Raw genomic sequence first — 25,515 nt, 5'->3', positions numbered from 1 at the left:
CGCCGTCGCCCGCAAGCTGCTGACCATCCTCAACGTCATGATCAGGACGAAAACACCATGGCAACCCGCTTGACAGCGAACACAGTCGCTCACCCCTCTCTCTCCCCGTAAGAACGGGGAGAGAGAGTGAGAGAGCAACCTCACCGCACGATAAAGTCCACCGGAACGGTAAAGCTCATCGAGCTGTTCTTGATCTCCGCCGGGATCGGCGGGAACGGCGAGGCCTGGTGGATCATCGACGTGGCCTTGGCATCGAACGCGGCAACGCCGGACGAAGCGATGCGGCTGGACGTGACCTGGCCGTTACGGCCGATCGTGAAACTCACCCGGACCACCCCGCGCTGACCGTTGCCGCCGGACGGATAGGAGTGAAGGCGCATCAGATGTGCACGGACGCGCTGATTGTAGGTCGCAACCAGTGATGCGATCGCGCCCGCGCTCATGGCGGACGCTGCAGGCGCCTCCCGCTCGGCGCGCGGTGGCGCGCTGGTGCGAGGCGCGGGCGTCGCGTTCGACGGCGTCCTGGCCTCGCGGCGGACCACCTTCGGCTTCTCCGGCGCAGGCTTTTCGACCGGCACGATCTTCGCAGGTTCCGGCTTGTCCGGTGTCGGCTCGAGCTTCTGCTCCGGCGGCGCCACCACGTCGGGCTTCTCCTGCGGCGGTGTCGGCGCGATGGTCTCCTCGACCGCCTGCCGCTGCATCGGCTCCGGCGGTGAGGCATCGGCCTCCTTCATCACCGGCCCCGGCACCACGTCATCCGGCGTCGCCTGAGGCGCCGACGTGATCGGAGCCATGTCGATCATGACCGCAGGCAGGGTGACGCCCTGCTCCGGTTGCGACCGCACCCAATTCATCGCGATCACCGCAGCGATGACATGCAACGCCACGATCACCGCGGCCGAAACGCCCCAACGCGCCGTTTCACGCTCGCCGAGCGGTTCATGCAGGGCAAAAGCGCTCGCCGACATCAGCTGCGTCCGTCGAGGCCGACCAGGGCGACCTTGAGATAGCCGCCATTGCGCAAGGTGTTCATTACCTCCATCAGGTCGCCATAAGAGACAGCCTTGTCGGCGCGCAGATAGATGCGCTCGTCCTTGCGGCCCTTGGTGGCGGCATCGAGCGCCGTGACGAGGCCTTCGCGTGCCATTGTCTCCTCGCCGACGGCGACGGTGAGATCCGGTTTCACCGTCACGAAGGTGGGCTTGTCCGGCCGCGGCGCCGGCTCGGCGACGGTGGCCGGCAGCTCGACGCCGATGTCGACGGTGGCGAGCGGGGCCGCCACCATGAAGATGATCAGCAGCACCAGCATCACGTCGATGAACGGCGTGACGTTAATCTCATGGGTGACGTCGAGATCGCCGGGGTCGCCGCGCCTCAGCGGCGATCCCCCGCGCGCGCCGAGTTTCGCGGCCATGGCCTACTCCGCCGCCCGCGCCAGGCGGAACTCTCTGTTGTCGCGCTGCCGGCTGACCAGCAGCATGAGCTGCGCCGAGGCGTCTCCAAGCAGCGCGCGGTAATTGGCGATGCCGCGGACGAGCTGATTGTAGATCACGACCGCCGGGATCGCGGCGACGAGTCCGAGCGCTGTCGCAAGCAGCGCCTCGGCGATACCGGGCGCGACCACCGCAAGGCTCGTGGTGTGGCTCTCGGAGATGCCGATGAAGGAATTCATGATGCCCCAGACCGTGCCGAACAGCCCGACGAACGGCGCGGTGGCGCCGATGGTCGCGAGCACGCCGGTGCCGCGCGCGATTTGCCTGGACATCGCCGCCTCGACCCGTTCCAGCCGCAGCGCGACGCGCTCCTGAAGACCGTCATCGACAATGCCGCCGGAGAGCTCCGCCTCCTTCGCGCAGGTCTGGATGAGCTGGGCGACCGCATCATGCGCGTCGCCGGTCCGCTCCGCCGCCTCCGCCAGCTTCATCCTGCCCTCGAGCGCACGCGTCCGCTGCACGGCGAGCGCGCCCTTGCGGCGCAGCTCGATGGTCTTGGCGAGCCACACTGTCCACGTCACCAGCGAGGCGACGGCGAGCCCCACCATCACCACCTTCACGATGATGTCGGCACCGAGGAACATGCCCCAGGGCGACAGATTGCGCGGCAACAGCGCTTCGTCGATCGCGAAGGCCGGGGCCGGCGCGAGCACCAGCCCAATTGTTAGGATCACATGCCGAAGCCTAAAATTGCTCTGCATCCTGATCTCCCGATAGGCAGAAGGAAATTATGCCACGCCCTGCGCCGCGATCCGGTCCGCCAGCTGACGGAACCGCACGAGCTGATCCGCCCGCAGCGCCCGGGTCTCGTCGCGGCCGACGAAGACCTTGAACATGATGCCGCCGTCGACATTGACGAAGGCGACGAAGGCCGAGGTCTTGCCCATGAAGGGACGCTCGACGAAGGCCAAGGCCGCGCAGCGCTCGTGGCGGAGGTGGCCGTGCAATCCCTTCGGCTGCATCAGGTTGAAATAGCCGCGGCCGACCTCGCCCGCCGGGACCGCGCCCGTGAACTCGAAGATCGCGTCATCCGTGTGCACGATGAGCGTGACCTCGCCCCACGCGGCGATGTCCTGCATGGCGGCGGCGAAATGCTCGCCGCCACCAACGCGGACCATCGACGACGGCAGCGCCTCGATCACCGCGCGCGGAGTGACCTTGCGCTCGCGCGCAACGTCCTCGATCACCGCACCGGGATTGTCGGCCATATACGCCTTGAGATCGGCGAGATCGGTGCTCAGCATGTCCGGCTCCCTTTCCTGATCCGCCGCGATCTAGGCGGCCGCGTTCGTCTTACGTTCGGTCATGATGACCTCGAACCCTTCGAACTTGGGATGGCCGAGATAGAGGCTTTCGCCGGTCTTGTTGTCGGCGCGCGCGTGGGCGCGGCGGAATTCGTCCGATCGCGTCCAGGCCTCGAAGGCTGCCTTGTCGACCCAGACCGTGTGCGAGGAATACAGCGTGTGGTCCTCGAGCGCCGGCCCCTTCAGCAGGTGGAATTCGACGAAGCCGGCCATGCTGCCGAGATAGGATTCACGGGTGCGCCAGACGGTCTCGAAAGCAGCTTCCGAGCCGAGCTTCACCTGGAAACGATTCATGGCGATGAACATCAGATTTTTCTCCTGTCAGTCTTGTTGATCGGCGAATGCCGAGCGGATGTTTCAGAACGTGCCGAAGCCACGCTGGGACATCAGCGTGGCTCTGGCGGTCAATACGGCGTCCCGTTGCTGTCGTCGGCGTACTCCTTAGATGCCGCCGAAGTGGTACTTCAGGCCTCCCTTGACCACGAGCCCGGGGCCGGCGCTCGCCCATTTCACGTCGTTTTGCGTATCGCCCGTGCTGCCGACCGGAATGGCGTAGGGCCGGTAGTACTGGTTGAGAAGATTTTCGACCGAGAAGTTGAGCGTGAGATCGGGCCGCGGCTGATACTGGGCGTAGAGGTTGACGAGATCGTACGACGTCGCCGGCGTATAGGTCGGCGGGATGTCGGTGTTCGCAATCACCGACGTCCACATCACCGAGAGGATCAGGGTCCGGTCCAGCAACCGCACGCCGGCGGTCGTCGTGACCTTCTGCGGCGGAACGCTGTACAGGCCAAATCCTGTCTGAAGGTTTTTGCCGTTCTGGTAACTGCCGGAGAGGCCGAAGAACCAGGTGTTCGCGTCGTACATCGCCTCGGCCTCAAGACCCTGGATGCGGGCGGACGCGACGTTCTGATATTGCAGGAACGGAAGCACGGTGATGGAGGGCGCCGGCGGCGGGCCGGTGGGGACCACCAGCGGATTTCCATAGGCCACCTGATCGATGAAGTCGGAGATGTCGTTGCGGAACACGTTGATCTTGCCGCGCAGCGTATCGCCCGCCGTGAACAGATCGTTCTTCTTGATGTTGAAGCCGATCTCCTTGTTCTTGCCGACCTCGGGCCGCAGGTTCGGATTCGGGACGAAGCAGAAGGTCGAATCCGCGCCCGGACCCGGCGTGCCCGACGGACAGCGGAAGAACGAGTCGTTGACCGTCGCGCCCGAATGCGGACCGCTGACCAGCGTTTCCGTGATCGACGGCGCGCGGTAACCTTCGGCGTAGCTGACATAGGGCGTCACGACCGCCGTGGGAACGAGCCCGACGGTGATCTTCGGCGACAAACGGTCGCCGCCGGACGACGAGGATGCCGAGGAGAGCTGATAATTGTCGTAACGAAGCGCGCCGATCACCTCGAGCATGGAGGTGTAATTGGCCTTCCACTGCACGAAACCGCCGGAGACCGTACGCTGACCGCCGGGCGTCGTCACTTCCGAAGTGCCGGTCCTGTCCTGCGTCGACACCTTGTCCTGGAAAGCGTCCAGTCCGTAGGTCACCGCGTGACGCCAGCTGCCGGTATCGAAGCGCGTGGTGTTGTACACGTCGACGCCGACCGTATCGAGCAGATATCCGCGGTTGCTGCCGATACAGCCGGACACGGCATTGCCGGGCACGCCGCCGCAGAAGACCGACGGCGTCGTGCTGGTATGCGCGGTCTTGACCTGGTCGTTCTCGGTGCGATTCCAGTAGACCTTCGCATCCCAGTCGAACCACTGGTCATCCGGCTGCGAATATTTCCAGCCGAGCGTCGTGGTGTAGTTCTTGACGTCGGACCTGTAGATCGACGTGCCGCTCAGGTTGTTGGCGCCGTTCGCATTGGTCGAGTTGGGATCGCCGGCACGGCGCGGCGGCTGACCCACGCTGTAGATGTCCTCCTGGAAGATGGTGCCGAGCTTGATCTCGTGCCCGTCGGCCGGGCGCACCGTCAGCTTGGCGATGCCGCTGGTGAGCCGGTTGCCGGTGTTGGCGACCTCGAAGCCGGTGCCGTCTTTGTAGCTCTCCTGCGTCGAATAGGTGCCGCCCGCGAACACATCCACATTCGGATTGACGTGAACACCGCCGAAGGCCGAACCGAGCGCGCGTCCGTAATTGCTGCCAAGAATGGTCTTGACATCGACGCCCCAGCGTTCGCCGGCACGCACGACGTCCTCGATATCCTTGGTGCGGAACGATGCCACGCCGCCGATCGCACCGGAGCCGTAGATGTTGGCGGTCGGACCACGAACGATGTCGATGCCGCTGATCAGCTCGGGGTTGAGGAAGAACGAGCCGTTGGCGAAATGGCCCGTGCGCTGATAATTCTGCCGCGCGCCGTCGACCACGACGGCGACCCGGCCGAAATCCTGCAAGCCGCGGATATTGATCGAGGTGGACGGCTCATCGCCGCGGTTCTGAACCCACACGCCCGGCACATTATAGATGAGATCGCCGACGGTGCTGGCCTGGCGGCTTTCGATCTGCGCCGAAGTCACGACGCTGACCGGTGCGAGCGCGTCGACCGCGCGCTCGTCGGTCTTGGAGGCGGCAGCCGTGATGGTGTCGAGCGCCTGAACACCGACGATCGCCTGCGCGCGTGCATCCCACACGCTGGTGCTGGCCTGCTGCGGCTGAACAGCTTGCGGCTTGGCCGGATTGCGCTTGGCCTGCTTGGGCTTCACCGGCTTGGATGATTGCGCGGTTTGATCCGCGGTCTGCGCAAAGCTGCTCACCGGCGACACCGCCGCAATTGAAACCACCGACGCGCCCAAAATCAGCGCGCGCGAATACCTAGCCCCGTCAGCCATACACCCAACCCAATCATGATATGTCTTGTTTGGCTGGCGTGCGCTCGCGCGGCGAGCGACTGGCTGGCTATTCTCTGGTGCAGGCCCCCCGGCCCGCATTGTTACATTTGGTTACGTGGCCACACTCTGACGGTCAATGTCACGAGGCCGCAGTTTATATCGATTGTAAATTGCTGCCGTTGGAATGCGCTTGGTGCCGCTTATACAAACAAACAGCACAGCAAGATTTTGAAAGCGCATCACACTCATCATGTCAGCAAGATCAGGAGACAGCAACGGCGATGCAGCGGGGCATGCACAAAGTCCTTCTGCAACAACGAGAACTCTCATTGTGCGAGGGAGCCGGATCGACAGCCGCGAGCTGTTTGCGGCGGAGCGCGAGATCATCATCGCGCATGGCGAGGACGCCTATCGCCTTCGCCTGACCTCGCAGAACAAGCTGATCCTGACGAAGTAACCTGCAATGACATTTTGTCGCACCCTCGCAAACCTCCTGCTCACCGGCACCATCGCGCTCGCCTCGACCGCGCACGCCGCCGGTATCACGGTGCATGATGCGCGCAATCGCGATGTCGCCGTTGCCGACTTCGCCCGCACGGTCTCGATCGGCGGCGCCATTACCGAGATCCTCTATGCGCTCGGGCTGGAGAGCCGCCTGGTTGGCGTCGACACCACGAGCCTGTATCCGGCGGCGGCGCTGCACGACAAACCCAATGTCGGCTACATGCGCCAGATTTCGGCCGAGGGCGTGCTGGGCCTCAACCCGACCCTGATCCTGGCGATCCAGGGATCGGGCCCGCGCGAGACCATGGACCTCCTGGAGACGGCGAAGGTGCCGCTAGTGCTGGTGCCCGAGACCTTCTCCGAGGAAGGCCTGATCGAGAAGATCAAGCTGGTCGGCCATGCCATGGGCGTCGATGCGCGCGCCGAGTGCCTGAGCACCGCAGTGGCTACGGATCTTGCGCAGTTGCGCGCACTGCGTGCCAAGGTCACGAAGCCGGTCCGCGTGATGTTCGTGATGTCGCTCCTGAACGGACGGGCGATGGTCGCCGGTCACAAGACCGCCGCCGACGAGATCATCCAGCTCGCGGGCGCCACCAACGCGGTCGAGGATTACGACGGCTACAAGAACATCGGCGACGAGGCGATCGTCGCGGCAAAACCCGACGTCGTGCTGTCGATCGAGCGCGGCAAGGATTCACTGCAGGCCGACGCGGTCTACACCCATCCCGGCTTCGCCTTGACGCCGGTCGCGGCCAACAAGAGCTTCATCACGATGGACGGGCTCTATCTACTCGGCTTCGGCCCGCGCACGGCCGCGGCGGCCCGTGATCTCTCCGTCAAGCTCTATCCGGCATTGGCCGAGGGCGGCGCCTTCACGTCGGCTCTGTCGGCGGCGAACTGCCGGCAATGAGCGTGGCGATCGGGACGGACTCGCGGAGCCCGCGCCGCGCGGGCGCGGGACGGCGATTTACGTCGATTGCCATTCCCCTCCTCTTGGTGATCCTCGCCGCCACCGCCATCGTTGCGCTGACCGTGGGCGCAGCCGGAATTCCCCTCTCTCGCTTGCCCGCCGCACTCGGTCTTGCAGGCAACAGCACCGCCGACGCCGTGACGACGCGCGACCAGCTGGTGCTGTGGTCGATCCGGATTCCCCGGATCGCGGCGACTGCGATGGTCGGCGGCCTGCTCGCCGCGGCCGGCGCGATCATGCAAGGATTGTTTCGTAACCCGCTCGCCGATCCCGCGCTGGTCGGGGTCTCCAGCGGCGGCGCGCTCGCGGCAGCAAGCGCGATCGTCTTCACCGACTCGCGCTTCGGCGAGACATTGCGCTTCCTCCAGACCGAGCTGTTGCCGCTCGCGGCCTTTGCGGGCTCGCTGGCCACGACCGCGATCCTTTACGGCATCTCCAGCCGCGCGGGGCGGACCTCGATCGCGATCTTCCTGCTCGCCGGCGTCGCCATCACTGCCATCACCAATGCCGGCATCGGGCTTCTGGTGTTCATCGCCGACGACCGCCAGCTTCGCGACATTACATTCTGGCTGCTGGGCTCGATGAGCGGCGCGACCTGGACCAAGGCCGCCGTGCTCGCGCCGATCCTCATCATCGGGCTCGGCGCCTGCGCGTATATCGCGCGCGGCCTCGATCTGCTGGTGCTCGGCGAGGCCGACGCGTTTCACGGCGGCGTCGACGTCGAGCGTCTCAAGCGGATCTCGATCGTCATGGTCTCCGCCATGACTGGGGTCGCGGTGTCGATCAGCGGCGTCATCGGCTTCGTCGGCATCGTCGTGCCGCATCTCCTCCGTCTCGTTATTGGACCTGCGCATCGCCTGCTGCTGCCGGCCTCGGTGCTGCTCGGCGCGATCCTGATGGTCGGCGCCGACACGCTGGCGCGCACGATCGTGGCGCCCGCGGAGATGCCGATCGGCATCTTGACGGCAGCGGTCGGCGCGCCTGTCTTCCTCGGCATCCTGCTGCGCCAGCGCGGGCTCGCCTCGCTATGAGCGCCGTGATCGAGGCGCGATCTCTCAGCAAGCGCGCCGGCCGCGCCACGCTGCTCGATGGCGTCGGCCTTTCGGTTGAAGCCGGCGAGATGGTCGCGATCATCGGCCCGAACGGCGCCGGCAAGTCGACGCTGCTGCGGCTGCTCTCCGGCGATCTCCGCCCGAGCGAGGGCGAGGTGCACCTGAAGCGGCGCGACATAAGCAGTTATACGCCGCGCGAGCTTGCCGCGCGCCGCGCGATGCTGTCCCAGCACATCAACGTCACCTTCCCCTTCACGGTCGAGGAGATCGTGCTGATGGGCGCGGGCGACCGCAGCCTGCGCGATGCCGTGTCGCTCGTCGATGCCGCGCTGGACGAGGTTGGCCTCGCGCATTTTCGCGAACGGCAATTGCCGACGCTATCGGGCGGCGAGCAGCAGCGCACCCATTTCGCCCGCGTGCTGGTGCAGCTCGCCTGCGGCGAGGCCGAGCATGGGCCGGGGCTCCTGCTGCTGGACGAGCCGACATCGAGCCTCGACCTGCGCCACCAGATCGACCTCGTCGAAGCCGCGCGCCGCCGCGCCGCAGGCGGCACGGCTGTCATCGCGATCCTGCACGACCTCAACCTCGCGATCCGCTTCGCCGACCGGCTCATCGTCCTGAACGGCGGCAAGCTCGCTGCCGACGGCCCGCGCGCGGAAATCGTCACGCGCGAGACCATTCGCGACATCTTCGAAATCGACGCCGTCGTTCATCAGGCCGACGACGGCGTGCCCTACGTGCTGCCGCAATCGATGCGGGCGGCGGCGCGAGCCGAACTGCCGCCGCGGTGAAGATGCACTCCCTCGCCCCGCTTGCGGAGAGAGGTAACGAAGACGGCGCCGCGCCTCGGTTCAGACCGGGCGCATTACCCCGCCGGCACGATCACCATGCCCTTGTCCTTGGGCCAGCGGACGCGCCAGGCGAACTTGATCTCCTTGATCTCGCCGGGTTTTGCGTCGAACGCCCATTCCAGCACGCCGCGCCTTTCGCGCAGATTGGTGGTCGTGGGCGGCGTGGTCGAGGACAGCATCTCGACGCCAATATCCTCGTTCTCGCTGACCGGAAGCTGATCCTCGATCGCGATGCGGATCGGGAAGTCGTGCCCGTTGCGAACGACGGTGCGGAACGAACGCGTGTCGGTCTTGGAGGACGCGATCACCCCGGCCGTGCCTTCGTTCTGCCTGATGACGGTGCGCTCGATCTTGATCTTGTCGTCGGCACCGAAGCCGAGCCGGATCGCGTCGTTCCGCGCGGCGGTCGAGAATTTGCTGCGACCGACGAACGTGCCGTCGCGGAAGATCGCGACCTTGCCGGGCAGCAGATTGGTATCCTCGGCAAGCTTGAATGACGCCTCGAGGTAAGCGGTGGGATCCGCGACCGGGGCGGCACGGATGGCGAGGTCGGGCGTCACCGTCATGGAGGAGATGAGCAGGCTCTTGGCGCCCTCATTGGCACCGAGGCTGACGCGGCCGCTGATCTGATACACGGCCTGGAAATCGCCGATCTCGGCGTTGGCCTGCTGCTCGTCCGCGCGCTCACGCAGCTCGGGCTCCGCAGCTTTCGCCATCGCCGGAGATTGCGCCTGCCGCGTCATCGGCTGCGCGGGCACCGCCATGTCCGACGCCGTGCCCATTGCCAGCGGCTTCGGCAGTTGCGGATACCTCACAACCAGCGAATTCAGCTCCGGTGCGCTACCGCCGCGGCTGACGCGAACGGTGGAAACACCGAGGCTGACGTTCGACCAGTCTTCGCCGGTCGACTGCGTCACCTCGGCGCGGCGAACCAGCTCGAGCTGCGGCTTGCGGTCCTTGGCACCGGTGTCGAGCCGGGCATCATACAGCGGCAGCCAGCGCGCATTGCGGACTGCATAAGTCACCCGCAACGTCGCCTTCGTCGCGGCGGCGGAGGCGACATCGATGCGAACCTCGAGCTTGCTCGGCGGCTTGGCCGAACGCTCCGCTTCAAGTTGCGCGAGCTGCCGATCGATCTCGCGCTGCTTTCGCGTGGCGTCGCGGATCGCGGTGTCGGCGGTCGCGATCTCCTCGGCGACCGCGGTAAAGGCTGCGCGCCATTCGGTGATCGGCCGAGCCTCGCCCTTCTCGCCAAGGCCGGCGGGAGAAGCCTCTGCAAAGTGCTGCGCGAATTTGCGCCGGGCGTTGGCCGCGTCGATGTCGCCTTGCAGATCGGCGCGCTGATCCTTCAACGCCTCGATGCGCTTATCGAGCTCGGGCAGATTCGCGGGTTGTGCCGCGCGCGGCGGCCGCGCGTCGATGGTCCCGATGGTGAGTTTTGCGCCCGCCTCGCCCTCGACACGGAGGGAGGACGGATCGAGCGAGAGCGGAAAGTCCTTGGCGACCAGCGTGCTGTCGCCGGAGGCGAGGTCCAACGCGATGACACGGGTGACGGTGGCGCCGTCCGGATAGACTGTGACGGTGTCGATGGCCGATGTGGCGTCCACATCGGCGGCCCATGATGGCGACGCCGTCGCCATGGTCACCAGAACCAGGCTCGTCGTTGCCAAACATCTTGCTGTGATGCGCATAAAGTCCTCCTTCCGTATCGCCGCGCCGCCAGCCGGACGCGTGCGATCAAATGCCTCGCCAACATGGTTGGACGCGGCAGGGAAGGAACTGGTTCGATTGGGGTTTCCGTGGGGCGCCGCCGCGGCCGCACCAAGGCCGCGGAACGTGTCGTCGTCCCGTGGCGAAGCCGTTAAACTTAGGTCCTTAAACCGGGGTGGGCGAACCCTGGCCGAAGATGCGGCGGAGCAGATCGGTCACGTTGCGGGCGCCGGCCTTCTTCAGGATGCCTGCGCGGTAGCCTTCGACCGTCCGCGCACTCAGATGTATGCGCCGGGCGATCTCCTTGTTGGTCAGGCCGGCAGCAAGGTGCTCGAGCACATCGACTTCGCGCCCGGTCAGGGGCTCGCAGCCGGGCAGCCAGCGTTGCCGGTTTGAACCCGGCTGCGCGAACTCGTCGATGGCAGCATCGATCCGGTCGACGATGTCGCGGGTGCGGAACGGCTTCTCGATGAAGTCGGCCGCGCCGCTCTTGATCGCGTCGACCGCCATGGCGATGCTGCCGTTCGCCGAGGTCACCAGGACCGGCGCCATGCAGTTCTCCTCGCGCAGGCGCTTGAGCACGTCGAGGGCAGAACGATCCGGCGGCATCTCAAGCAGCACGCAGGCCGGCATCCGGGCCTTTGCTTCCGAGAGCAGCGACGCGCCGTCGGCAAAGCAGATCACGTCATAGGCGCTCTGTTGAAGCGCCATTGAAAGTTGTTCGCGGGAGGCTGCGTCAGTTTCAATGACGAATACCTCACCCTTGGAAAGCATGTTTCCCGGCATCATCCCGATCCAGCAATGTCTTGGTCAAATGGCCCGAGACGGCAGCAGGGCTTCGTCGCGCCGCGTCGTCATACGCACGGCATTCACGCCCGTGCTTCGGTTTCCCTTATGTATGTTCCATCCTGTTCCCGGATTTGACGGATCGGGACAGAAACTTTACATTTCGGGACATCTGCGGGAATGGCTGACAGGAACGGGTCGCATGACCGACCTCATGCGCAGCGCAGGCTTGAGCTACTACCCGGATGTCGCCCGGTCGGTCGGACTCGACCCCAAACAGATGATGCGCAAGGTCAGGCTGCCGCTGGCCGTGCTCGACAAGCCCGATACCCCCATTGCCGTGACCAGCCTGCGCCGGCTGCTCGAATTGTCGGCAGAGGCATCGGGTGCCGAAGATTTCGGCTTGCGGCTCGCCGAGCGTGGCGGGCTCACCAATTTCGGCGCAGTCGGCCTGATCGTGCGTGAACAGGCGACCGTCGGCGAGGCCATCGAAGCGTTCTCGCGCTTCATCCATGTCCATCACGACGGCATGAAGCTTGAGGTCACGCGCGACAAGCAGGCCGTGACGGTCACGCTGCATCTACGCGGCCGGCAGCCGACCGCGCCGCGCCAGTCGATCGACATGGCACTCGGCAGCATCCACCGCATCATCCAGTCGCTGTTCAGCAGCGATTGGCGGCCGCTCGAGGTGCATCTGCATTATCCGCCGCCACACGACCGCAAGCGCTACCGCGACTTCTTCGGTTGCCGCGTCACCTTCAATGCCGATGACGATGCGATCCTGTTGTCGGCGCATGACATGGAGCGGCGGATCCCGAGCGCGCATCCGCTGATCGCGAACTATCTGCGCAAGCGGATCGAAGCGATCGAGACGCGGCCGGCAAGCTGGGAGGAGAAGGTCGACGAAGTGGTACGCATCTTGCTCGCAAGCGGCGACTGCACGGTCGAGCGCGTGGCCGAGCATCTCGCCTGCACCCGCCGCACCATCCATCGGCACCTCGCCGCATCGGGCACCAGCTTCTCGGCGATCCTCGACGCGCAGCGCGCCGATCTCGTGATCCAGCTGATCGACGACCCCGGCCGGTCGCTGGCCGATATCGCCACCCAGCTCGGCTTCTCCGCGCAGAGCGCGATGGCGCGCTGGTTCCGTGGCCGCTTCGGCTGCACGATCACTGCATGGCGCAAAGGCGTGCGGCCATTGGCCAAACCCGACCACGTTCCCTCGGCATCCGCGGCCTAGGCTCAGCGTGCCGGAGCGGGCACGCCCATGATGGCAAGGGCGCGCCGGGGGCTGCCGGCGAGCAGCGGGCCGAACGCAATCGCAAAGCCGAGGAACGCGACGACCCAGCCGCAGGCGGCGATGTGCAGCAGGACATCGCCATGCGCAGGCAACACCACGGCAGCGACCCGCGCCAGCGCCGCGATGATGATCGCAGCGTAAATCCCCTGCGTCGCGGGCGAGGCCGTCAGCGCCTGTCCGGTATGCCCGAGGCTCGCGCGCGTCATCACCGCGAGCGTCATGGTTCCGGCCGCGCCAGCCATCCAGGCATGAATGCCCGCGCTCGGCGGCAGCGCGCCGAAGACAGCCAGGGCATGCAGCAGGAAGCCCAGCGGCACGAAGACATAACCGACATGGAGGATCAGCAGCAGCCGCTCGCGCGTCGTGCGATCGCCGGCCCAGCGTGCTAGCCGGACCAGGTGCAGCCCGCCGACCAGCGCCATCACCGCGCCGGTGACCGTGTTCAGCGGCGCCACGATCCATGCAATCAGCGCGAGCGCGCTCAATCCGATCACTGCGCCGTCGAAGCGCCCGAACGGCACCGGCAAGCGGCCGGGATTGAACTTGACCAGCCAGTTGCGGGTGAAGCTCGGGATGATGCGGCCGCCGATCAGCGAGATCAGCAGCACGACCACGCCGATGCCGACGCGGATGCTGACATCGGCGGCGCCTTCAAAGTGCGCTTCGAGATGGAAGGCGACGTTACCGGCGAGCAGCACCAGCACGAGCACCACCACCGGCAGATTGCGCCAATTGCCGCCCGCGATGATTTCGCGCGTGGCCGCAGCAACGACCAATGCCAGGAAGGCAGCATCGACGACGAGTGCGAACGCCCAACCGATATCGGCGGACAGGGTCACTGCAAAACGTCCGGCCAGCCAGACGACCAGCAGCGCGCCCAGCGACGTCCCCTGGATCGGCAACCGCCCGGTCCAGTTCGGGATCGCCGTGAACAGGAATCCCGTGATCACCGCCGGCAGGAAGCCATAGAGCATTTCGTGGACGTGCCAGTCGCGCGGTGCGAACGCGGAACTGACGGAGAGCTCGCCATAGAACATCGGCAGCCAGGCCAGGATCGAAAGCCCCGCCTGAATCGCGGCGAGCAGAAAAAACGGCCGAAAGCTGTTCGCAAACAGCGGCCAGCCCTCAAAGTTACGGGATCGGGCGCCAGCCATGGGGGCAACTCCTGTGAATTCGGACGGTCACCTGGATCGTCATTTGGAAAAATACTGCCGTCCGGCCGGCCCGTTTTGCGCTATCGCAAACTGCCTGACGAATACAGGTGCCATCACACTCCGAGCGCCAAGGAGGCAGAATGGCCAAGGTCGACACATCGCTGGTTGCGCATTTGCCGCTGTTTTCAGGCGTCAAGCCGGAGGACCTCGAGGAAATCCTGCGCGAGGCCCGCTCGGCGCGGTACCCCAGGAACGCCGCCATTTTCGAACAGGGCGCCGACGCGCAATCGTTCTTCCTGCTGCTGCATGGCCATGTCCGCGCGGCCAAGACCACCCCGACCGGCGAGCAGATCGTGGTGCGCTATGTCGCTCCCGGCGAGACCTTCGGGCTCGCGATGGCGATTGGAGCCGCGCACTATCCGGCGACCGCGATGGCGGTCGACGACAGCGTGGTGCTGATCTGGCCGAATTCGGCCTGGCCGCGGCTGATCGAGCGGTTTCCGGCGATTGCCGCCAACACGCTGCAAACCGTCGGCGCGCGGCTGCAGGAGAGCCACACCCGCATCCTCGAAATGTCGACCCAGCAGGTCGAGCAGCGCGTCGCGCATGCGCTGCTGCGGCTCGCAAAACAGTCCGGCAAGAAGCTCGACCACGGCATCGAGATCGACTTCCCGATCAGCCGCCAGGACATCGCGCAGATGACGGGCACCACGCTGCACACCGTCAGCCGCATCCTGAGCGGCTGGGAGAGCCAGGGCCTCGTCGAGAGCGGCCGCCAGCGCATCATCCTGCGCGATCCGCACAAGATCGTCGTGCTGGCGGAGCGTACGGCGGACGGCAATTCTGCGTAAGATAGGGGTGAGGGGCGCTTCCGCTTACGGCGCAAGCCCGCCCTCACCCGGGAATCCGCACGCGACCCGTGCGAACTCCAACCCGCCTCACGCCGGCACGCATTCGCACAGCGCAGCGAGGAATTTGTCGCGATCGATGCCATGCTCGCGGCAGGCGTCTTCCACGGTATGGAAGGTCGCGATCGGACACCCGACGCAAGCCATCCTGAAGGCGAGGAACACGCGGATCGTGTGCGGCGCCGCACGCATGATGTCATCGACCAGATCGTCGGATCGGAAAGGCATGGACAACTCCGTTCCGAAGTGACGATAGCCGGGTGGGTCCGAGCTTCTTTGTTGAAGCGCAAGCTGTTGGTTGCTTCTTCGTCTCCCCGTTCTTACGGGGAGACGTGAACTACACCGCCCTGCTGTGCAACTGCTTCGCCGGGTCCAGATGCGCATCGAACGCCGCTGCAACACTGCGCACCAGGAAGCGCGAGTCGCTCGCGACCACGAGACGGTCGCCGTCGAGCCTGACGATGCCGTCCGAGATCAACGGCTTCAGGCGCGCGGCCGATTGCAGCATCGCTTCGGGCTCCGCACCATGGCGCGCACAGATGTCGCCGAGATCGGCGCTGAACTCGCACATGATGCGCTCGATGATATCGGCGCGCAGCCGGTCGTCGTCGGTGAGCCCGTAGCCCTTCGCGGTGGCGAGGCGGCCGGCGGCGACGCTCTGGGCGTAGGCGCCGATCTGCACCTGGTTCTGCACATAGCCCTGCGGCAGATGCCCGATCGCGCTCGCGCCGAAACCAAGCAGGACTTCGCCCTTGTCGGTGGTGTAGCCCTGGAAATTGCGCCGCAGCGTCCGTTCCTCGAAGGCCACGGCCATCGCGTCGTCGGGGCGCGCGAAATGGTCGAGCCCGATCTGGACGTAGCCGGCCTCCTTCAGCGCATTGGCGATCGCGCAGGCCTGGTCATGACGCGCGAGGCCGTCGGGCAGCACGGCCTCGTTGATCATGCGCTGGTGCTTCTTGAAGTCAGGCACGTGCGCATAGCCGAACACCGAGAAACGATCGGGCCCGAGCTCGAGGCTGCGCCGAACGGTGTCCAGGCAGGACGCGACGGTCTGGTGCGGCAGCCCGTAGATGAGGTCGAAGTTGATCCCGTTGATGCCGGCGCGATGCAGCCTATCGACGACGGAAGCCGTCTGCTCATGGCTCTGCACGCGATTGATCGCACGCTGCACGACCGGATCGAAGCTCTGCACGCCCAGGCTCGCGCGGTTGACGCCGGAGAGCCGCATGGCCTCCACCATCTCTGATGTCAGCGTGCGCGGGTCGATCTCGACCGCGATTTCGGCCGAGGGCAGCACGAAGAACGAATGGCGCATCGCCGCCATCAACTCGGCAAAGGCCTCCGGCGCCATGATGGTCGGTGTGCCGCCGCCGAAATGGATGTGCTCGACTTTGATGCGTCGACCGATGGTCTCAGACACCTGCGCGATCTCGCTGCGCAGCGTTCGCTGATAGGCGGCGATCAGCCCGTCGCGGCGGACGATCTGGGTATGGCAGCCGCAATACCAGCACATCTCGCGGCAGAACGGCACGTGCAGATAGAGTGACGCGCTGGCGCCTGCCGGGAGTCCGGCGAGCCATTCGGCATAAGTATCCGGGCCGACCGCCGGCGAAAAATGCGGCGCGGTCGGATAGCTCGTGTACCGCGGCAATCTCTCTTCGCCGTAGCTCGCTGCGAGATCGGTCCTCATATCTTACCCATTCGTAAATCGATGCCGCGCGGTGGCGCGGCAAATCCCAGATGGCATTGGATGACCCGTTTTCGGGCGGACCACCTTGCGCTCGCTCAAAGTCCGAGCGCCGGTTCGGAGCCATGATGACGTTCAATCATGACTCACTGGAGATAGGCCATGGCGTCGCTAGCGCTCGATCTCGTTCTCTGGCTCACCGGCGTTCGCGGTCATATCCCGCGCTTCGACGATTTTCGTCCCGTCCCCGCAGCCCCCTCCGTCGGCGCAGGTTATCTCGTGCGGGTGCTGGCGATCACCGCCGCCATCTTTGCCGCGCTGTCGCTCGCGGTCTGGGGCACGGTCTGGATTGCGATCCAGCTTCTCTGATCGACAACCATAGATTCACAATCGCGCATAGTTGAACATGCGAACGATTTGCCGCTTGCGCGACTGATATCACGCGACGCCGCGTGCTTCGCACTGCCGATACGCGCTTCGGCAAACCTCCTAAGGATTTTACCGGAGGCGAATTCGGCAAAAGCTTGTCGCAGCGCAAACACTCTTGCCGTAACAGGCGCAGACTGCATCCGTCATCAAAACCCTTTCAGATGAAGGATGCTTCCGATGTTCACCCGCAGAGCCGCATTGATCAGCGCCGCCGCGACCGCCCTGATGCTCGCGACACCCACGTTCGCCGCCGGCGACCTCAAGCTGCCGCGGCAGAAGGTCGAGCTGGTCGCACCGCCCTTTGTGCACGCGCACGAGCAGGCCACGACGCAGGGGCCCAAGATCGTCGAGTTCAAGCTCAACATCGAGGAGAAGAAGGTCGTCATCGACGACAAGGGCACCACGTTCCAGGCCATGACCTTCAACGGCTCGATGCCGGGCCCGCTGATGGTCGTGCATGAAGGCGACTATGTCGAGGTGACGCTGGTCAATCCCGCGACCAACACCATGCCGCACAACATCGACTTCCACTCCGCGACCGGCGCCCTCGGCGGCGCCGAGCTCACGCTGGTCAATCCCGGCGAGCAGGTCGTGCTGCGCTGGAAGGCAACGCGGACCGGCGTGTTCGTCTATCACTGCGCCCCGGGCGGCCCGATGATCCCCTGGCATGTCGTCTCCGGCATGAATGGCGCGGTGATGGTGCTTCCGCGCGACGGACTGAACGACGGCAAGGGCCACGCGCTGAAATACGACAAGGTCTACTATGTCGGCGAGCAGGACATGTATGTGCCGCGCGACGAGAAGGGCAAGTTCAAGTCCTATGATTCGCCGGGCGAAGCCTTCACCGAGACCGAAGAGGTGATGAAGAAGCTGATCCCCACGCACGTCGTGTTCAACGGCAAGGTCGGTGCGCTCACGGGCAAGAACGCGCTGACGGCGAAGGTCGGCGAGAACGTGCTGATCGTGCATTCGCAGGCCAATCGCGACAGCCGTCCGCACCTGATCGGCGGCCATGGCGACTATGTCTGGGAGACCGGAAAATTCTCCAACGCGCCGGAGACGGGACTCGAGACCTGGTTCATCCGCGGCGGCTCGGCGGGAGCTGCGCTCTACAAGTTCCTGCAGCCCGGCATCTACGCCTATGTCACGCATAATCTGATCGAGGCAGCCGACCTTGGCGCCACCGCGCACTTCAAGGTCGAAGGCAAGTGGAACGACGATCTGATGACCCAGGTGAAGGCGCCCGCGGAGATACCGGCTCCCAACACCAACTAGACGCGACAGGGGGCCGGTCATCGCCGGCCCCTTCCTTCTTCGGGGGACGACCATGCTGATCGCATTCAAGCTGAAACTGCTGCTCGCCTGCGCCGCAGGGCTCGCAGGGCCGATCGCCGTGGCGCCGCTGGTCTCGGACATGGCGGTCCATGGCACGGCGACGGAGCCTGCGATCGTCAGGGTCGCGCCGGGTAATCTCTCCTATCGCGAGGCCGGCGATTTCACCCGCGCGGGGCAGCAGGCCGAAGTGCCGCTGCGCGCGATGCGCTTCAACCGGCCGCTACACATCATGCGGCACCAGGTCTCGTCATCCGACTATCAGCTCTGCGTGCAGGATGGCGCGTGCCGCGCGCTCGATCGCGGCGTCGCGATTGCGTCTGATCGTCCCGCGGTTCAGGTGAGCTGGCACGATGCGCAGGTCTATGCGGGCTGGCTGTCGCGCAAGACCGGCCACACCTATCGCCTGCCGAGCGACGCGGAATGGGCCTTTGCGGCTGGCTCCCGGTTCAGGGACGACGGCGCGCCTGTGGACGCAGACGATCCTTCAAAGCGCTGGATCAGCCGTTACGAGCGTGAATCCGAGCGCGACCTCTCCGACACGACGGCCTATCCGTTCGGCAAGTTCGGTACCAACGAGCACGGTATCGAAGATCTCGCCGGCAATGTCTGGGAATGGACCTCGACCTGCTTCGTGCGCTCGCGGATCGACGCAGCCGGCAATGCCGGGCGTCCAACCGTGAATTGCGGCGTGCGCGTCGCCGAGGGTGCGCACCGCGCCTACGTCACCGACTTCATCCGCGACGCTCGCGCCGGTGGCTGCGCACAGGGCGTGCCACCTGCCAATCTCGGCTTCCGCCTGGTGCGCGAGGAACCGTCATGGGTCGCGAGCGTGTCGGCGCGGTGGGGCAAGGTGTGGGCGGCGCGGTCGTAGGTATCGCCGAGTAGCCCGGATGGAGCGCAGCGCAATCCGGGATCGGACCATCCACGAGCACCCCGGATTTCGCTACGCTCCATCCGGGCTACGGCGCATCACATCGTTCGCGCAAACATGCGAAATCCGGGCGCGCCGATGATCGCCTCGAACGCGGGATCGCGCTTCTCTTCGGCGAAGACAAATCCTGCCTTGGCGTAGGCGCGTTCGGCCGGCTGATTGCCGATCAGGAACGATATCGTCGCGCGGGCAAATCCGGCCGCTCGTCCCTTATCCAGTGCGTGCGCAAGCAACGCCTGCACGAGGCCGCGACCGCCATAGGCGGGATCGGTCGCGACGTGCTCGATCATCCAGTCGCCCTCGCCGCCCTGAACCCAGCAGGCGCGCGTGTAGGTGCCGCGGCGACGGATGGCTTCCAGCTCCGGCGCCGCAAGCCCGGTCGCGGCACCGACCTCCTCGATGGCTCGCCAGGCCGCAGGTCCCGTGCCGGCCGCCGGCAGTGCGCACAACGCGGCAGCAGGCTTGCCATCGATCTCGGCGATCAGGAATTGCGAGACATGCCACATCGACACCGCGTGCGCGGTCGTGACGCGCGCGATGAAATCGCGGCACTGTGCCTGGGACCAGCCGAGCGTGACGTCGAACCAACCGCGCGGCCGATAGCCGCGCTGCGACGACAGGATGGTTTGTGCGATGAAATCGGCGTCTTCGGGACGCGCAGACCGTATCGTCATGCGCGCCCCCGTTGCGACGACCTTACGTATTCTTCAGCGCGACGCGGAATTCGGCCTCGGTCTTGGCCTTGACCTCGTCGAGTGAGACGCCGTCGGCGAGCTCGATCAGGGCCATGCCGCCGTCGCCATGCTTGTCGATGGTGAAGACGGCGAGATCGGTGACGACCATGTCGACCACGCGCTCGCCGGTCAGCGGCAGATTGCACTTCTTCAGCAGCTTCGAGCCGTCCTTGGCCGAATGCTCCATCACGACGACGACGCGCTTGACGCCGGCGACGAGATCCATCGCGCCGCCCATGCCCTTGACCATCTTGCCGGGGATCATCCAGTTGGCGAGATCGCCGTTCTGGGCCACCTGCATGGCGCCGAGGATCGACAGGTCCATGTGGCCGCCGCGGATCATCCCGAAAGAATCCGCGCTCGAGAAATACGAGGTCGAGGGCAGCTCGCTCACGGTCTGCTTGCCGGCATTGATGAGGTCGGCATCCACCTCGTCCTCATAGGGGAACGGGCCCATGCCGAGCATGCCGTTCTCGCTCTGGAGGCTGACATCGACGCCATCGGGGATGAAGTTCGAGACCAGCGTCGGGATGCCGATGCCGAGATTGACGTAGTAGCCGTCACGCAGTTCCTTGGCGGCGCGCGCAGCCATCTGTTCACGGGTCCAGGCCATGTGAGTCTCCTGACGCTTAAGCGGCGGTGCGCGGGCGGGTGTTGCGGAATTCGATGCGCTTCTTGGCCGTGCCGACCTCGACGATGCGCTTCACGAAGATGCCGGGCGTGTGGATGTGGTCGGGATTGAGTTCACCGGCCGGAACCAGATGCTCGACCTCGGCCACCGTGATCTTGGCGGCAGTCGCCATCATCGGATTAAAGTTGCGCGCGGTCTTGCGGTAGATGAGGTTGCCGGCGGTGTCGCCCTTCCAGGCGTGCACGATGGCGAGGTCGGCGAACAGGCCGCGCTCCATCAGGTACTTCTCGCCGTCGAACTCCTTCACTTCCTTGCCTTCGGCGATCAGCGTGCCGACGCCGGTCTTGGTGTAGAAGGCCGGGATACCGGCGCCGCCGGCGCGGATGCGCTCGGCCAGCGTGCCCTGCGGATTGAATTCGAGTTCCAGCTCGCCGGCCAGGAATTGCTGGGCGAACAGCTTGTTCTCGCCGACATAGGACGAGATCATCTTCTTGATCTGGCGGGTTTCGAGCAGGCGGCTGAGGCCGATGCCGTCGACGCCGGCATTGTTGGAGACGACCGTCAGGCCCTTGACCCCGGACTCGCGGATCGCGTCCGACAGCTCCTCGGCGATGCCGCAGAGGCCGAAGCCGCCCGACATGATCATCATGTTGTCTTTCAGAACGCCTTCGAGAGCCGACTTGGCGTCGGGATAGACCTTGTTCATGCAAATAACCTTCGGGTGAACCTTCGGCTGGCAGGCGTCGCGCCTCATTGGCGGCGATTATTAGGCGAAATCGTCCAAAGCCGTCAATGATACGGGGTTCTCCGTTCCGTCCTCCGGTGATAGAAGCTGCCCACGCCGTGGGCAGACCCGTCCGCGGCCTTGAAAGCGACAAGAAAACCCATCAAGTTGCGGGGGTTGGGCGTGGGCACGCAGGTTTCCGGTCCGCCCTTCTGGCTCCCGCGACCAACCCGATCAGGACATGCCATTGACCATGGCCCAAGGAATGAAGCGCCTCGGGACGCCGATCGCGGCGCTGCTCGGCCTCGCGCTGATCGCCCTGATCGCGACCTCCTGGCTCATCAACCGCGACGCGCTGCGCAAGGCGGTGGAAACGCAGATCCGCGACGTCACCGGGCTCGAGCTCAGCGTGACAGGCAGCATCGACATTTCGCTGCTGCCGGCGAGCTACATTTCGTTCCATGACGTCGGCCTGAAGGGCGGCGGCACCAACGATCCCGCGCTCCATGTCGACGTGCTCACCGCCAATCTCCGGCTGCTGCCGCTGCTGCTGCAGCGGTTCGAGATCGCCGACCTGACCCTGCTGCGGCCGCGCATCCATGTCAGCCTGAAGCAGGATGGCGAAAGCAACTGGACGCCCTTCATCCAGACCATTGCGCGCACCATGAAGCCGGGCGCCGAGAACCAGGTGTCGTTCTCCGAGATCAGGATCCAGGACGGTGTGCTCAATTACGAGGACGCCACCACCCACGCCGCCGAGAAGTTCGAGGACATCGACCTGTCGCTGGCCTGGCCCTCGATCTCGCGGTCCTTCGCCGCGACCGGACAATTCGACTGGCGCGGCGAGCGCGTCGACGGCTCGATCAGCTTCGCCGATTTCGTCGCCGCCCTCTCCGGCGACCGCTCCGGGCTGAAGGCACGGATCGCCAGCGCCCCGCTCAAGCTTGCCTTCGACGGCAGCGTCGCCAACCGCACCAGCCCGATGATGGAAGGCACGCTCACCATCGACAGCCCGTCCTTGCGCAACGCGCTGCGCTGGACCGGTCAGCCGCAGCCCGGCAGCGGCGGCTTCGGCCGCTTCGCGCTGAAGGCGCGCGCCAATGTCGTCGGCGCCTCGATCGCGCTCACCAACGTCAATGTCGAGCTCGACGGCAACACTGCCGAGGGCGTGATGACCTACGCCAATAACGGCCGGCAGACGCTGCAAGCGACGCTTGCCGCCGACGCGCTCGACTTCACACCTTATATCTCGACCTTCCGCCTGCTCGCCAGCGGCGCCCGCGACTGGAACAGGCAGCTGTTCGATCTCAACGGGCTTTCGACCACCGACCTCGACATGCGCCTGTCGGCAGCCAGGCTGACAGTCGGGACGTCGAAGCTCGGCCGCACCGCGATCGGCGCCAATCTGCGCAACGGCACGCTGGCGCTCTCGGTCGGCGAAGCCCAGGTCTATGGCGGCATCGCCAAGGGCTCGTTCGGGATCGCGCGCTCCGACACCGTCGCCGACGTCAAGGCGCAATTCCAGTTCACCGATGTCGATCTCCAGGCCTGCGCCTCCGAATTGTTCGGCCTCAACAAGCTGTCCGGCCGCGGCAACATCAACGTCTCGCTGCTGGCCTCCGGCTCCAGCCCGTTCGGCCTCGTGCAGTCGCTCGACGGCACTGCCACCGTGACCGGGCACGACGGTGCGATCTCGGGCTTCAACGCCGAGCAGCTCCTGAAGCGGCTGGAGCGGCGGCCGCTGTCGGGTGGCGGCAATTTCCGCAACGGCTCGACCCCTTATGACACCCTCACCGTCGCGGTGAAATTCTCCGATGGGATCGCCACCGCCGAGGACATCCGCATCGAGGGGCCGGCTGCGAAGATCACGCTGACGGGCACTGCCTCGGTGCCGACGCGCGAATACGACATGAAGGGCGTGGCGAGCCTCAATACGACGTCCGGCTTTCAGTTGCCCTTCATGGTGCAGGGTCCCTGGGACGATCCCCTGATCTTCCCCGACCCCGAAAGCCTGATCCGCCAGTCGCCTGCGGCATCCCCCTTCCTGGACCTCCTGAAGCGGCGCATCACCGGCGAGAAGCACCCTGCGCCGACAGATTCGCCGACGGCCGAGAACGCCAAGGAAAACGCGAAGTCGAATTAGCCCGGAGCGGATCGGCTACGCGGGACGTCTCCACCAAAGCATGAGAAGCGTCCGTATTTCGCCACGATGATTTCATACCTGAGGTTGAGGCAGGATGAGACATCGCCCAATGGGAAGTTTTGGAAGATGCCGGGTGGCCGCGATCGTCGCGGCTCTCGCCTTCACGACCATGGTGAACGCGCAGAACGTTTCGCAGCCGAACGCCGGTGATCGGCCCCCCGCTCCACTCCTGCCCGCCGGGAAAGTCATTTTCGACGCCGCTGTGGCTCGTGCGAACCAAGGCACGAATGGCTTCGGCTCACCCCCTTCGTTTCCACTGCCCTCGTGCGGATTCCCTCACGGCCTGTGCGGCGCGGTGAACCGCGACGGTACGCTTGCGGTGCCGCCCGAATATGATTGGGTCGATACCTTCCATGAAGGCCGCGCGCTGGTGCGATCGAACGGCCGCTACGGCTATGTCGACACAAGCGGTCGCGTGATCGCAAAGCCGCAATATCCGATCGCAGATCGCTTCTCTCGCGGATTTGCGCAGATCGACGTCGGCGGACGGTCCGGCCTGATCGACTTGGACGGTAAGACGGCGCTTGAGCCCAAGTTCGGCTACGTCGTTCCCTTCACCGAGAGGGTCTTCTTTGCCACCGAGAGACGGACCACATCGGAAGGCATTGCGGGCACGGAGCAATTCATCCACGGGATTTTTGAACTGTTCGGCGCGATCGCAGACAGCAGGACGATCGCGGCGGCAGGCAAATGGGGTCTCGTGGACCGCTCCGGCGCCTGGCTTGTTCCGCCCTCTCTCGACGCGATCCTGCCGTATGACACCGACAGTTCAGCGCTCATGCTGGCAAGGGTCGAATCCGGATGGGGCGCGATACGTCCCGACGGGAGCTGGGAGCTCGAACCAAAATTCCAGCATCTTGGTTCGTTCGTCGACGGGATGGCCTCCGCAAAGATCGATGACCGCTGGGGTTTCATCGATCGCTCGGGACGCTTCAAGATCGAGCCAAAATTTGAGAGCGTCCATCAATTTTCACGCGACGCCAGATTTACGCCTGCCCGCCTGAAGGGGAGATCGGGCCTGATAAATCGTTCCGGCGAATGGGTCGTCCAGCCCCAGTACGAGAACATATTTTTGAAGGAGACCACGAAAGGGTCCTGGGACATTCAGAACGAGAAGAAGCACGGCCTTCTCGATGAAGACGCCAAGGTCGTTGTCCCGCCCTCGTTCGACCTTGCATTCGGACGATGCGCCAACGGGCGTATTGTCGGTGAGATCGACAAGAAGCCGCGGATTCTCGACGAGGATGGTAGGCCGATCGAACCGCAGGAAGGTGAGCTATCAAGGCCCGTGACCTGCGACGGACCTTATATCCTCAAGATCGGCGATAAATTTGCCTATGCGTCAGCCGATCTCACGCCGATGACGTCGCAGCGGTTTGATCGTGCCGGCCCCTTCTACAACTCTCTTGCCGTCGCCGGTCTTGGTGACAAGTTCGGATTATTGCGAGCTGATGCCACCTGGGCCGTCGAGCCCATTTTCGACGCGATCTCGCCCGGATTGCCGAACGGTTCGGTTCTGGCGCGAGCGGGTGACAGGAACGGCATCATCGATGCCTCGACTGGTGCGTGGATCACCACGCAGCGTTTTGAACGCATCTGCCACATCCGCCCTGATATGGCCATGGCATTCGAGGATGGCAGACGCGGCATCCTCGATGCCCACGGTTCATGGTTGATCAAGCCACGGGATGGGCGGATCGGCATTCGGCTCCAGGACGGCCTGGTCCCGGCGCAATCGGGTGAGCGCTGGGGCTTTGCCGACGTGGAGGGGACGCTGGCAATCGAGGCAAGATATGACGCGCCCACGTTCTTCGATCGCGGCATCAATTGGGCCAGAACCGGTGAAGCCTGGTGTCCAATCGATCGCAGGGGACAGCCGATCGAAGGCCTTCAATGCCAGCCGTCGGACCCGCTGAAGAGACAGTTCGGCGTATTTGCGTGTCAGCTCTGAGGCCCTGAGCCCCTCATGCG

Annotated in this window: 25 protein-coding genes; 11 read left to right on the top strand and 14 right to left on the bottom strand. The window is 65.2% G+C overall.

What is annotated here, in order from left to right; translation table 11 throughout:
* Positions 1-140: 140 nt before the first annotated feature.
* The 6 genes from ABIB95_RS23275 to ABIB95_RS23250 form a co-directional block, all read right to left on the bottom strand.
* Positions 141-968: a TonB family protein gene (locus tag ABIB95_RS23275; RefSeq protein WP_354242458.1), complete on the bottom strand. Its 828-nt coding sequence runs from the start codon at positions 966-968 to the stop codon at positions 141-143.
* Positions 968-1,414 (bottom strand): TonB system transport protein ExbD, encoded by a 447-nt coding sequence (gene exbD / locus ABIB95_RS23270; protein WP_354242455.1) that lies wholly within the window; start codon positions 1,412-1,414, stop codon positions 968-970. The genes ABIB95_RS23275 and exbD overlap by 1 nt, the downstream gene beginning before the upstream one ends.
* Positions 1,415-1,417: 3 nt before the next feature.
* A complete protein-coding gene (gene exbB / locus ABIB95_RS23265; RefSeq protein WP_354242452.1) occupies positions 1,418-2,194 on the bottom strand; it encodes a tonB-system energizer ExbB in 777 nt (258 codons plus the stop codon).
* A 27-nt stretch (positions 2,195-2,221) separates the two neighbouring features.
* Positions 2,222-2,737, bottom strand: a complete 516-nt coding sequence (gene hutX / locus ABIB95_RS23260; RefSeq protein ID WP_354242450.1) for a heme utilization cystosolic carrier protein HutX — start codon at positions 2,735-2,737, stop codon at positions 2,222-2,224.
* 30 nt (positions 2,738-2,767) lie between these two features.
* The gene (hmuQ, locus tag ABIB95_RS23255; RefSeq protein WP_063981154.1) at positions 2,768-3,103 is read right to left on the bottom strand and encodes a heme-degrading protein HmuQ; all 336 of its coding nucleotides are present in this window, start codon (positions 3,101-3,103) and stop codon (positions 2,768-2,770) included.
* A 135-nt stretch (positions 3,104-3,238) separates the two neighbouring features.
* On the bottom strand, positions 3,239-5,635 hold the full coding sequence (locus ABIB95_RS23250; protein WP_354242447.1) for a TonB-dependent hemoglobin/transferrin/lactoferrin family receptor: 2,397 nt from the start codon (positions 5,633-5,635) through the stop codon (positions 3,239-3,241).
* Positions 5,636-5,885: 250 nt separating this feature from the next.
* Between ABIB95_RS23250 and ABIB95_RS23245 the strand changes: the two genes are divergently transcribed.
* From ABIB95_RS23245 to ABIB95_RS23230, 4 genes are read left to right on the top strand one after another with little or no spacing between them, the layout of a single operon-like run.
* Complete coding sequence (locus ABIB95_RS23245; protein ID WP_354242446.1) at positions 5,886-6,092, top strand: hemin uptake protein HemP; 207 nt, start codon at positions 5,886-5,888, stop codon at positions 6,090-6,092.
* 6 nt (positions 6,093-6,098) lie between these two features.
* On the top strand, positions 6,099-7,049 hold the full coding sequence (locus ABIB95_RS23240) for a heme/hemin ABC transporter substrate-binding protein (protein WP_166344369.1): 951 nt from the start codon (positions 6,099-6,101) through the stop codon (positions 7,047-7,049).
* Entirely contained in the window at positions 7,046-8,140 is a 1,095-nt protein-coding gene (locus tag ABIB95_RS23235; protein WP_354242444.1) for a FecCD family ABC transporter permease, read from the top strand. Before ABIB95_RS23240 ends, ABIB95_RS23235 begins: the two co-directional genes overlap by 4 nt.
* A complete protein-coding gene (locus ABIB95_RS23230; protein WP_354242442.1) occupies positions 8,137-8,952 on the top strand; it encodes a heme ABC transporter ATP-binding protein in 816 nt (271 codons plus the stop codon). Before ABIB95_RS23235 ends, ABIB95_RS23230 begins: the two co-directional genes overlap by 4 nt.
* 74 nt (positions 8,953-9,026) lie before the next feature.
* Here the strand turns inward: ABIB95_RS23230 and ABIB95_RS23225 are convergent, their stop codons facing one another.
* Positions 9,027-10,703, bottom strand: coding sequence for a mucoidy inhibitor MuiA family protein (locus tag ABIB95_RS23225; protein ID WP_354242439.1), 1,677 nt, complete (start codon positions 10,701-10,703; stop codon positions 9,027-9,029).
* A gap of 184 nt (positions 10,704-10,887) precedes the next feature.
* The gene (locus ABIB95_RS23220) at positions 10,888-11,508 is read right to left on the bottom strand and encodes a response regulator transcription factor (protein WP_063986095.1); all 621 of its coding nucleotides are present in this window, start codon (positions 11,506-11,508) and stop codon (positions 10,888-10,890) included.
* A gap of 202 nt (positions 11,509-11,710) precedes the next feature.
* Between ABIB95_RS23220 and ABIB95_RS23215 the strand changes: the two genes are divergently transcribed.
* On the top strand, positions 11,711-12,748 hold the full coding sequence (locus ABIB95_RS23215; RefSeq protein ID WP_354242471.1) for an AraC family transcriptional regulator: 1,038 nt from the start codon (positions 11,711-11,713) through the stop codon (positions 12,746-12,748).
* A 2-nt stretch (positions 12,749-12,750) separates the two neighbouring features.
* Here ABIB95_RS23215 and ABIB95_RS23210 read toward each other — a convergent pair whose 3' ends face one another.
* Positions 12,751-13,962: an NnrS family protein gene (locus ABIB95_RS23210; RefSeq protein ID WP_208084669.1), complete on the bottom strand. Its 1,212-nt coding sequence runs from the start codon at positions 13,960-13,962 to the stop codon at positions 12,751-12,753.
* Positions 13,963-14,102: 140 nt separating this feature from the next.
* Between ABIB95_RS23210 and ABIB95_RS23205 the strand changes: the two genes are divergently transcribed.
* Complete coding sequence (locus ABIB95_RS23205; protein ID WP_038954878.1) at positions 14,103-14,813, top strand: Crp/Fnr family transcriptional regulator; 711 nt, start codon at positions 14,103-14,105, stop codon at positions 14,811-14,813.
* A gap of 87 nt (positions 14,814-14,900) precedes the next feature.
* Here the strand turns inward: ABIB95_RS23205 and ABIB95_RS23200 are convergent, their stop codons facing one another.
* Both ABIB95_RS23200 and hemN read right to left on the bottom strand, forming a co-directional pair.
* Positions 14,901-15,098: a DUF1858 domain-containing protein gene (locus ABIB95_RS23200; protein ID WP_014492467.1), complete on the bottom strand. Its 198-nt coding sequence runs from the start codon at positions 15,096-15,098 to the stop codon at positions 14,901-14,903.
* Between the two features lie 109 nt (positions 15,099-15,207).
* Positions 15,208-16,560 carry an oxygen-independent coproporphyrinogen III oxidase gene (hemN, locus tag ABIB95_RS23195; RefSeq protein ID WP_354242434.1) on the bottom strand — a complete coding sequence of 451 codons (1,353 nt, stop codon included), beginning with the start codon at positions 16,558-16,560 and terminating at the stop codon, positions 15,208-15,210.
* Between the two features lie 159 nt (positions 16,561-16,719).
* Between hemN and ABIB95_RS23190 the strand changes: the two genes are divergently transcribed.
* From ABIB95_RS23190 to ABIB95_RS23180, 3 genes are all read left to right on the top strand, one after another.
* A complete protein-coding gene (locus ABIB95_RS23190; protein ID WP_085400783.1) occupies positions 16,720-16,926 on the top strand; it encodes a hypothetical protein in 207 nt (68 codons plus the stop codon).
* Positions 16,927-17,163: 237 nt separating this feature from the next.
* Positions 17,164-18,261 carry a copper-containing nitrite reductase gene (gene nirK, locus ABIB95_RS23185; protein ID WP_212479680.1) on the top strand — a complete coding sequence of 366 codons (1,098 nt, stop codon included), beginning with the start codon at positions 17,164-17,166 and terminating at the stop codon, positions 18,259-18,261.
* 52 nt (positions 18,262-18,313) lie between these two features.
* Positions 18,314-19,192 (top strand): SUMF1/EgtB/PvdO family nonheme iron enzyme, encoded by an 879-nt coding sequence (locus tag ABIB95_RS23180; RefSeq protein ID WP_354242430.1) that lies wholly within the window; start codon positions 18,314-18,316, stop codon positions 19,190-19,192.
* A 98-nt stretch (positions 19,193-19,290) separates the two neighbouring features.
* On the opposite strand, the gene ABIB95_RS23175 is transcribed toward ABIB95_RS23180, so the two are convergent.
* Genes ABIB95_RS23175 through ABIB95_RS23165 form a run of 3 tightly spaced genes read right to left on the bottom strand, consistent with a single transcriptional unit; the run spans position 19,291 to position 21,323 of the window.
* Positions 19,291-19,926: a GNAT family N-acetyltransferase gene (locus ABIB95_RS23175; RefSeq protein ID WP_354242427.1), complete on the bottom strand. Its 636-nt coding sequence runs from the start codon at positions 19,924-19,926 to the stop codon at positions 19,291-19,293.
* Positions 19,927-19,948: 22 nt separating this feature from the next.
* Positions 19,949-20,599, bottom strand: coding sequence for a 3-oxoacid CoA-transferase subunit B (locus tag ABIB95_RS23170; RefSeq protein ID WP_011089829.1), 651 nt, complete (start codon positions 20,597-20,599; stop codon positions 19,949-19,951).
* A 16-nt stretch (positions 20,600-20,615) separates the two neighbouring features.
* Positions 20,616-21,323 (bottom strand): CoA transferase subunit A, encoded by a 708-nt coding sequence (locus ABIB95_RS23165; RefSeq protein WP_028151658.1) that lies wholly within the window; start codon positions 21,321-21,323, stop codon positions 20,616-20,618.
* A gap of 271 nt (positions 21,324-21,594) precedes the next feature.
* On the opposite strand from ABIB95_RS23165, the gene ABIB95_RS23160 reads away from it, so the two are divergent.
* Together ABIB95_RS23160 and ABIB95_RS23155 are read left to right on the top strand one after the other, a co-directional pair.
* A complete protein-coding gene (locus ABIB95_RS23160; RefSeq protein WP_354242468.1) occupies positions 21,595-23,484 on the top strand; it encodes an AsmA family protein in 1,890 nt (629 codons plus the stop codon).
* 133 nt (positions 23,485-23,617) lie between these two features.
* Positions 23,618-25,495 carry a WG repeat-containing protein gene (locus tag ABIB95_RS23155; protein WP_354242425.1) on the top strand — a complete coding sequence of 626 codons (1,878 nt, stop codon included), beginning with the start codon at positions 23,618-23,620 and terminating at the stop codon, positions 25,493-25,495.
* The last annotated feature ends 20 nt before the right edge of the window (positions 25,496-25,515 follow it).

This window comes from Bradyrhizobium sp. LA2.1, from assembly GCF_040547725.1.
GTDB lineage: Bacteria > Pseudomonadota > Alphaproteobacteria > Rhizobiales > Xanthobacteraceae > Bradyrhizobium > Bradyrhizobium barranii.
This window is presented reverse-complemented; position numbering and strand designations above follow the sequence as displayed.

What these genes read in the sequence shown, in the direction of transcription:
- ABIB95_RS23275 (WP_354242458.1), bottom strand. Translation starts at nt 968, where the DNA reads ATGTCGGCGAGCGCTTTTGCCCTGCATGAACCGCTCGGCGAGCGTGAA.
- exbD (WP_354242455.1), bottom strand. Translation starts at nt 1,414, where the DNA reads ATGGCCGCGAAACTCGGCGCGCGCGGGGGATCGCCGCTGAGGCGCGGC.
- exbB (WP_354242452.1), bottom strand. Translation starts at nt 2,194, where the DNA reads ATGCAGAGCAATTTTAGGCTTCGGCATGTGATCCTAACAATTGGGCTG.
- hutX (WP_354242450.1), bottom strand. Translation starts at nt 2,737, where the DNA reads ATGCTGAGCACCGATCTCGCCGATCTCAAGGCGTATATGGCCGACAAT.
- hmuQ (WP_063981154.1), bottom strand. Translation starts at nt 3,103, where the DNA reads ATGTTCATCGCCATGAATCGTTTCCAGGTGAAGCTCGGCTCGGAAGCT.
- ABIB95_RS23250 (WP_354242447.1), bottom strand. Translation starts at nt 5,635, where the DNA reads ATGGCTGACGGGGCTAGGTATTCGCGCGCGCTGATTTTGGGCGCGTCG.
- ABIB95_RS23245 (WP_354242446.1), top strand. Translation starts at nt 5,886, where the DNA reads ATGTCAGCAAGATCAGGAGACAGCAACGGCGATGCAGCGGGGCATGCA.
- ABIB95_RS23240 (WP_166344369.1), top strand. Translation starts at nt 6,099, where the DNA reads ATGACATTTTGTCGCACCCTCGCAAACCTCCTGCTCACCGGCACCATC.
- ABIB95_RS23235 (WP_354242444.1), top strand. Translation starts at nt 7,046, where the DNA reads ATGAGCGTGGCGATCGGGACGGACTCGCGGAGCCCGCGCCGCGCGGGC.
- ABIB95_RS23230 (WP_354242442.1), top strand. Translation starts at nt 8,137, where the DNA reads ATGAGCGCCGTGATCGAGGCGCGATCTCTCAGCAAGCGCGCCGGCCGC.
- ABIB95_RS23225 (WP_354242439.1), bottom strand. Translation starts at nt 10,703, where the DNA reads ATGCGCATCACAGCAAGATGTTTGGCAACGACGAGCCTGGTTCTGGTG.
- ABIB95_RS23220 (WP_063986095.1), bottom strand. Translation starts at nt 11,508, where the DNA reads ATGCCGGGAAACATGCTTTCCAAGGGTGAGGTATTCGTCATTGAAACT.
- ABIB95_RS23215 (WP_354242471.1), top strand. Translation starts at nt 11,711, where the DNA reads ATGACCGACCTCATGCGCAGCGCAGGCTTGAGCTACTACCCGGATGTC.
- ABIB95_RS23210 (WP_208084669.1), bottom strand. Translation starts at nt 13,962, where the DNA reads ATGGCTGGCGCCCGATCCCGTAACTTTGAGGGCTGGCCGCTGTTTGCG.
- ABIB95_RS23205 (WP_038954878.1), top strand. Translation starts at nt 14,103, where the DNA reads ATGGCCAAGGTCGACACATCGCTGGTTGCGCATTTGCCGCTGTTTTCA.
- ABIB95_RS23200 (WP_014492467.1), bottom strand. Translation starts at nt 15,098, where the DNA reads ATGCCTTTCCGATCCGACGATCTGGTCGATGACATCATGCGTGCGGCG.
- hemN (WP_354242434.1), bottom strand. Translation starts at nt 16,560, where the DNA reads ATGAGGACCGATCTCGCAGCGAGCTACGGCGAAGAGAGATTGCCGCGG.
- ABIB95_RS23190 (WP_085400783.1), top strand. Translation starts at nt 16,720, where the DNA reads ATGGCGTCGCTAGCGCTCGATCTCGTTCTCTGGCTCACCGGCGTTCGC.
- nirK (WP_212479680.1), top strand. Translation starts at nt 17,164, where the DNA reads ATGTTCACCCGCAGAGCCGCATTGATCAGCGCCGCCGCGACCGCCCTG.
- ABIB95_RS23180 (WP_354242430.1), top strand. Translation starts at nt 18,314, where the DNA reads ATGCTGATCGCATTCAAGCTGAAACTGCTGCTCGCCTGCGCCGCAGGG.
- ABIB95_RS23175 (WP_354242427.1), bottom strand. Translation starts at nt 19,926, where the DNA reads ATGACGATACGGTCTGCGCGTCCCGAAGACGCCGATTTCATCGCACAA.
- ABIB95_RS23170 (WP_011089829.1), bottom strand. Translation starts at nt 20,599, where the DNA reads ATGGCCTGGACCCGTGAACAGATGGCTGCGCGCGCCGCCAAGGAACTG.
- ABIB95_RS23165 (WP_028151658.1), bottom strand. Translation starts at nt 21,323, where the DNA reads ATGAACAAGGTCTATCCCGACGCCAAGTCGGCTCTCGAAGGCGTTCTG.
- ABIB95_RS23160 (WP_354242468.1), top strand. Translation starts at nt 21,595, where the DNA reads ATGGCCCAAGGAATGAAGCGCCTCGGGACGCCGATCGCGGCGCTGCTC.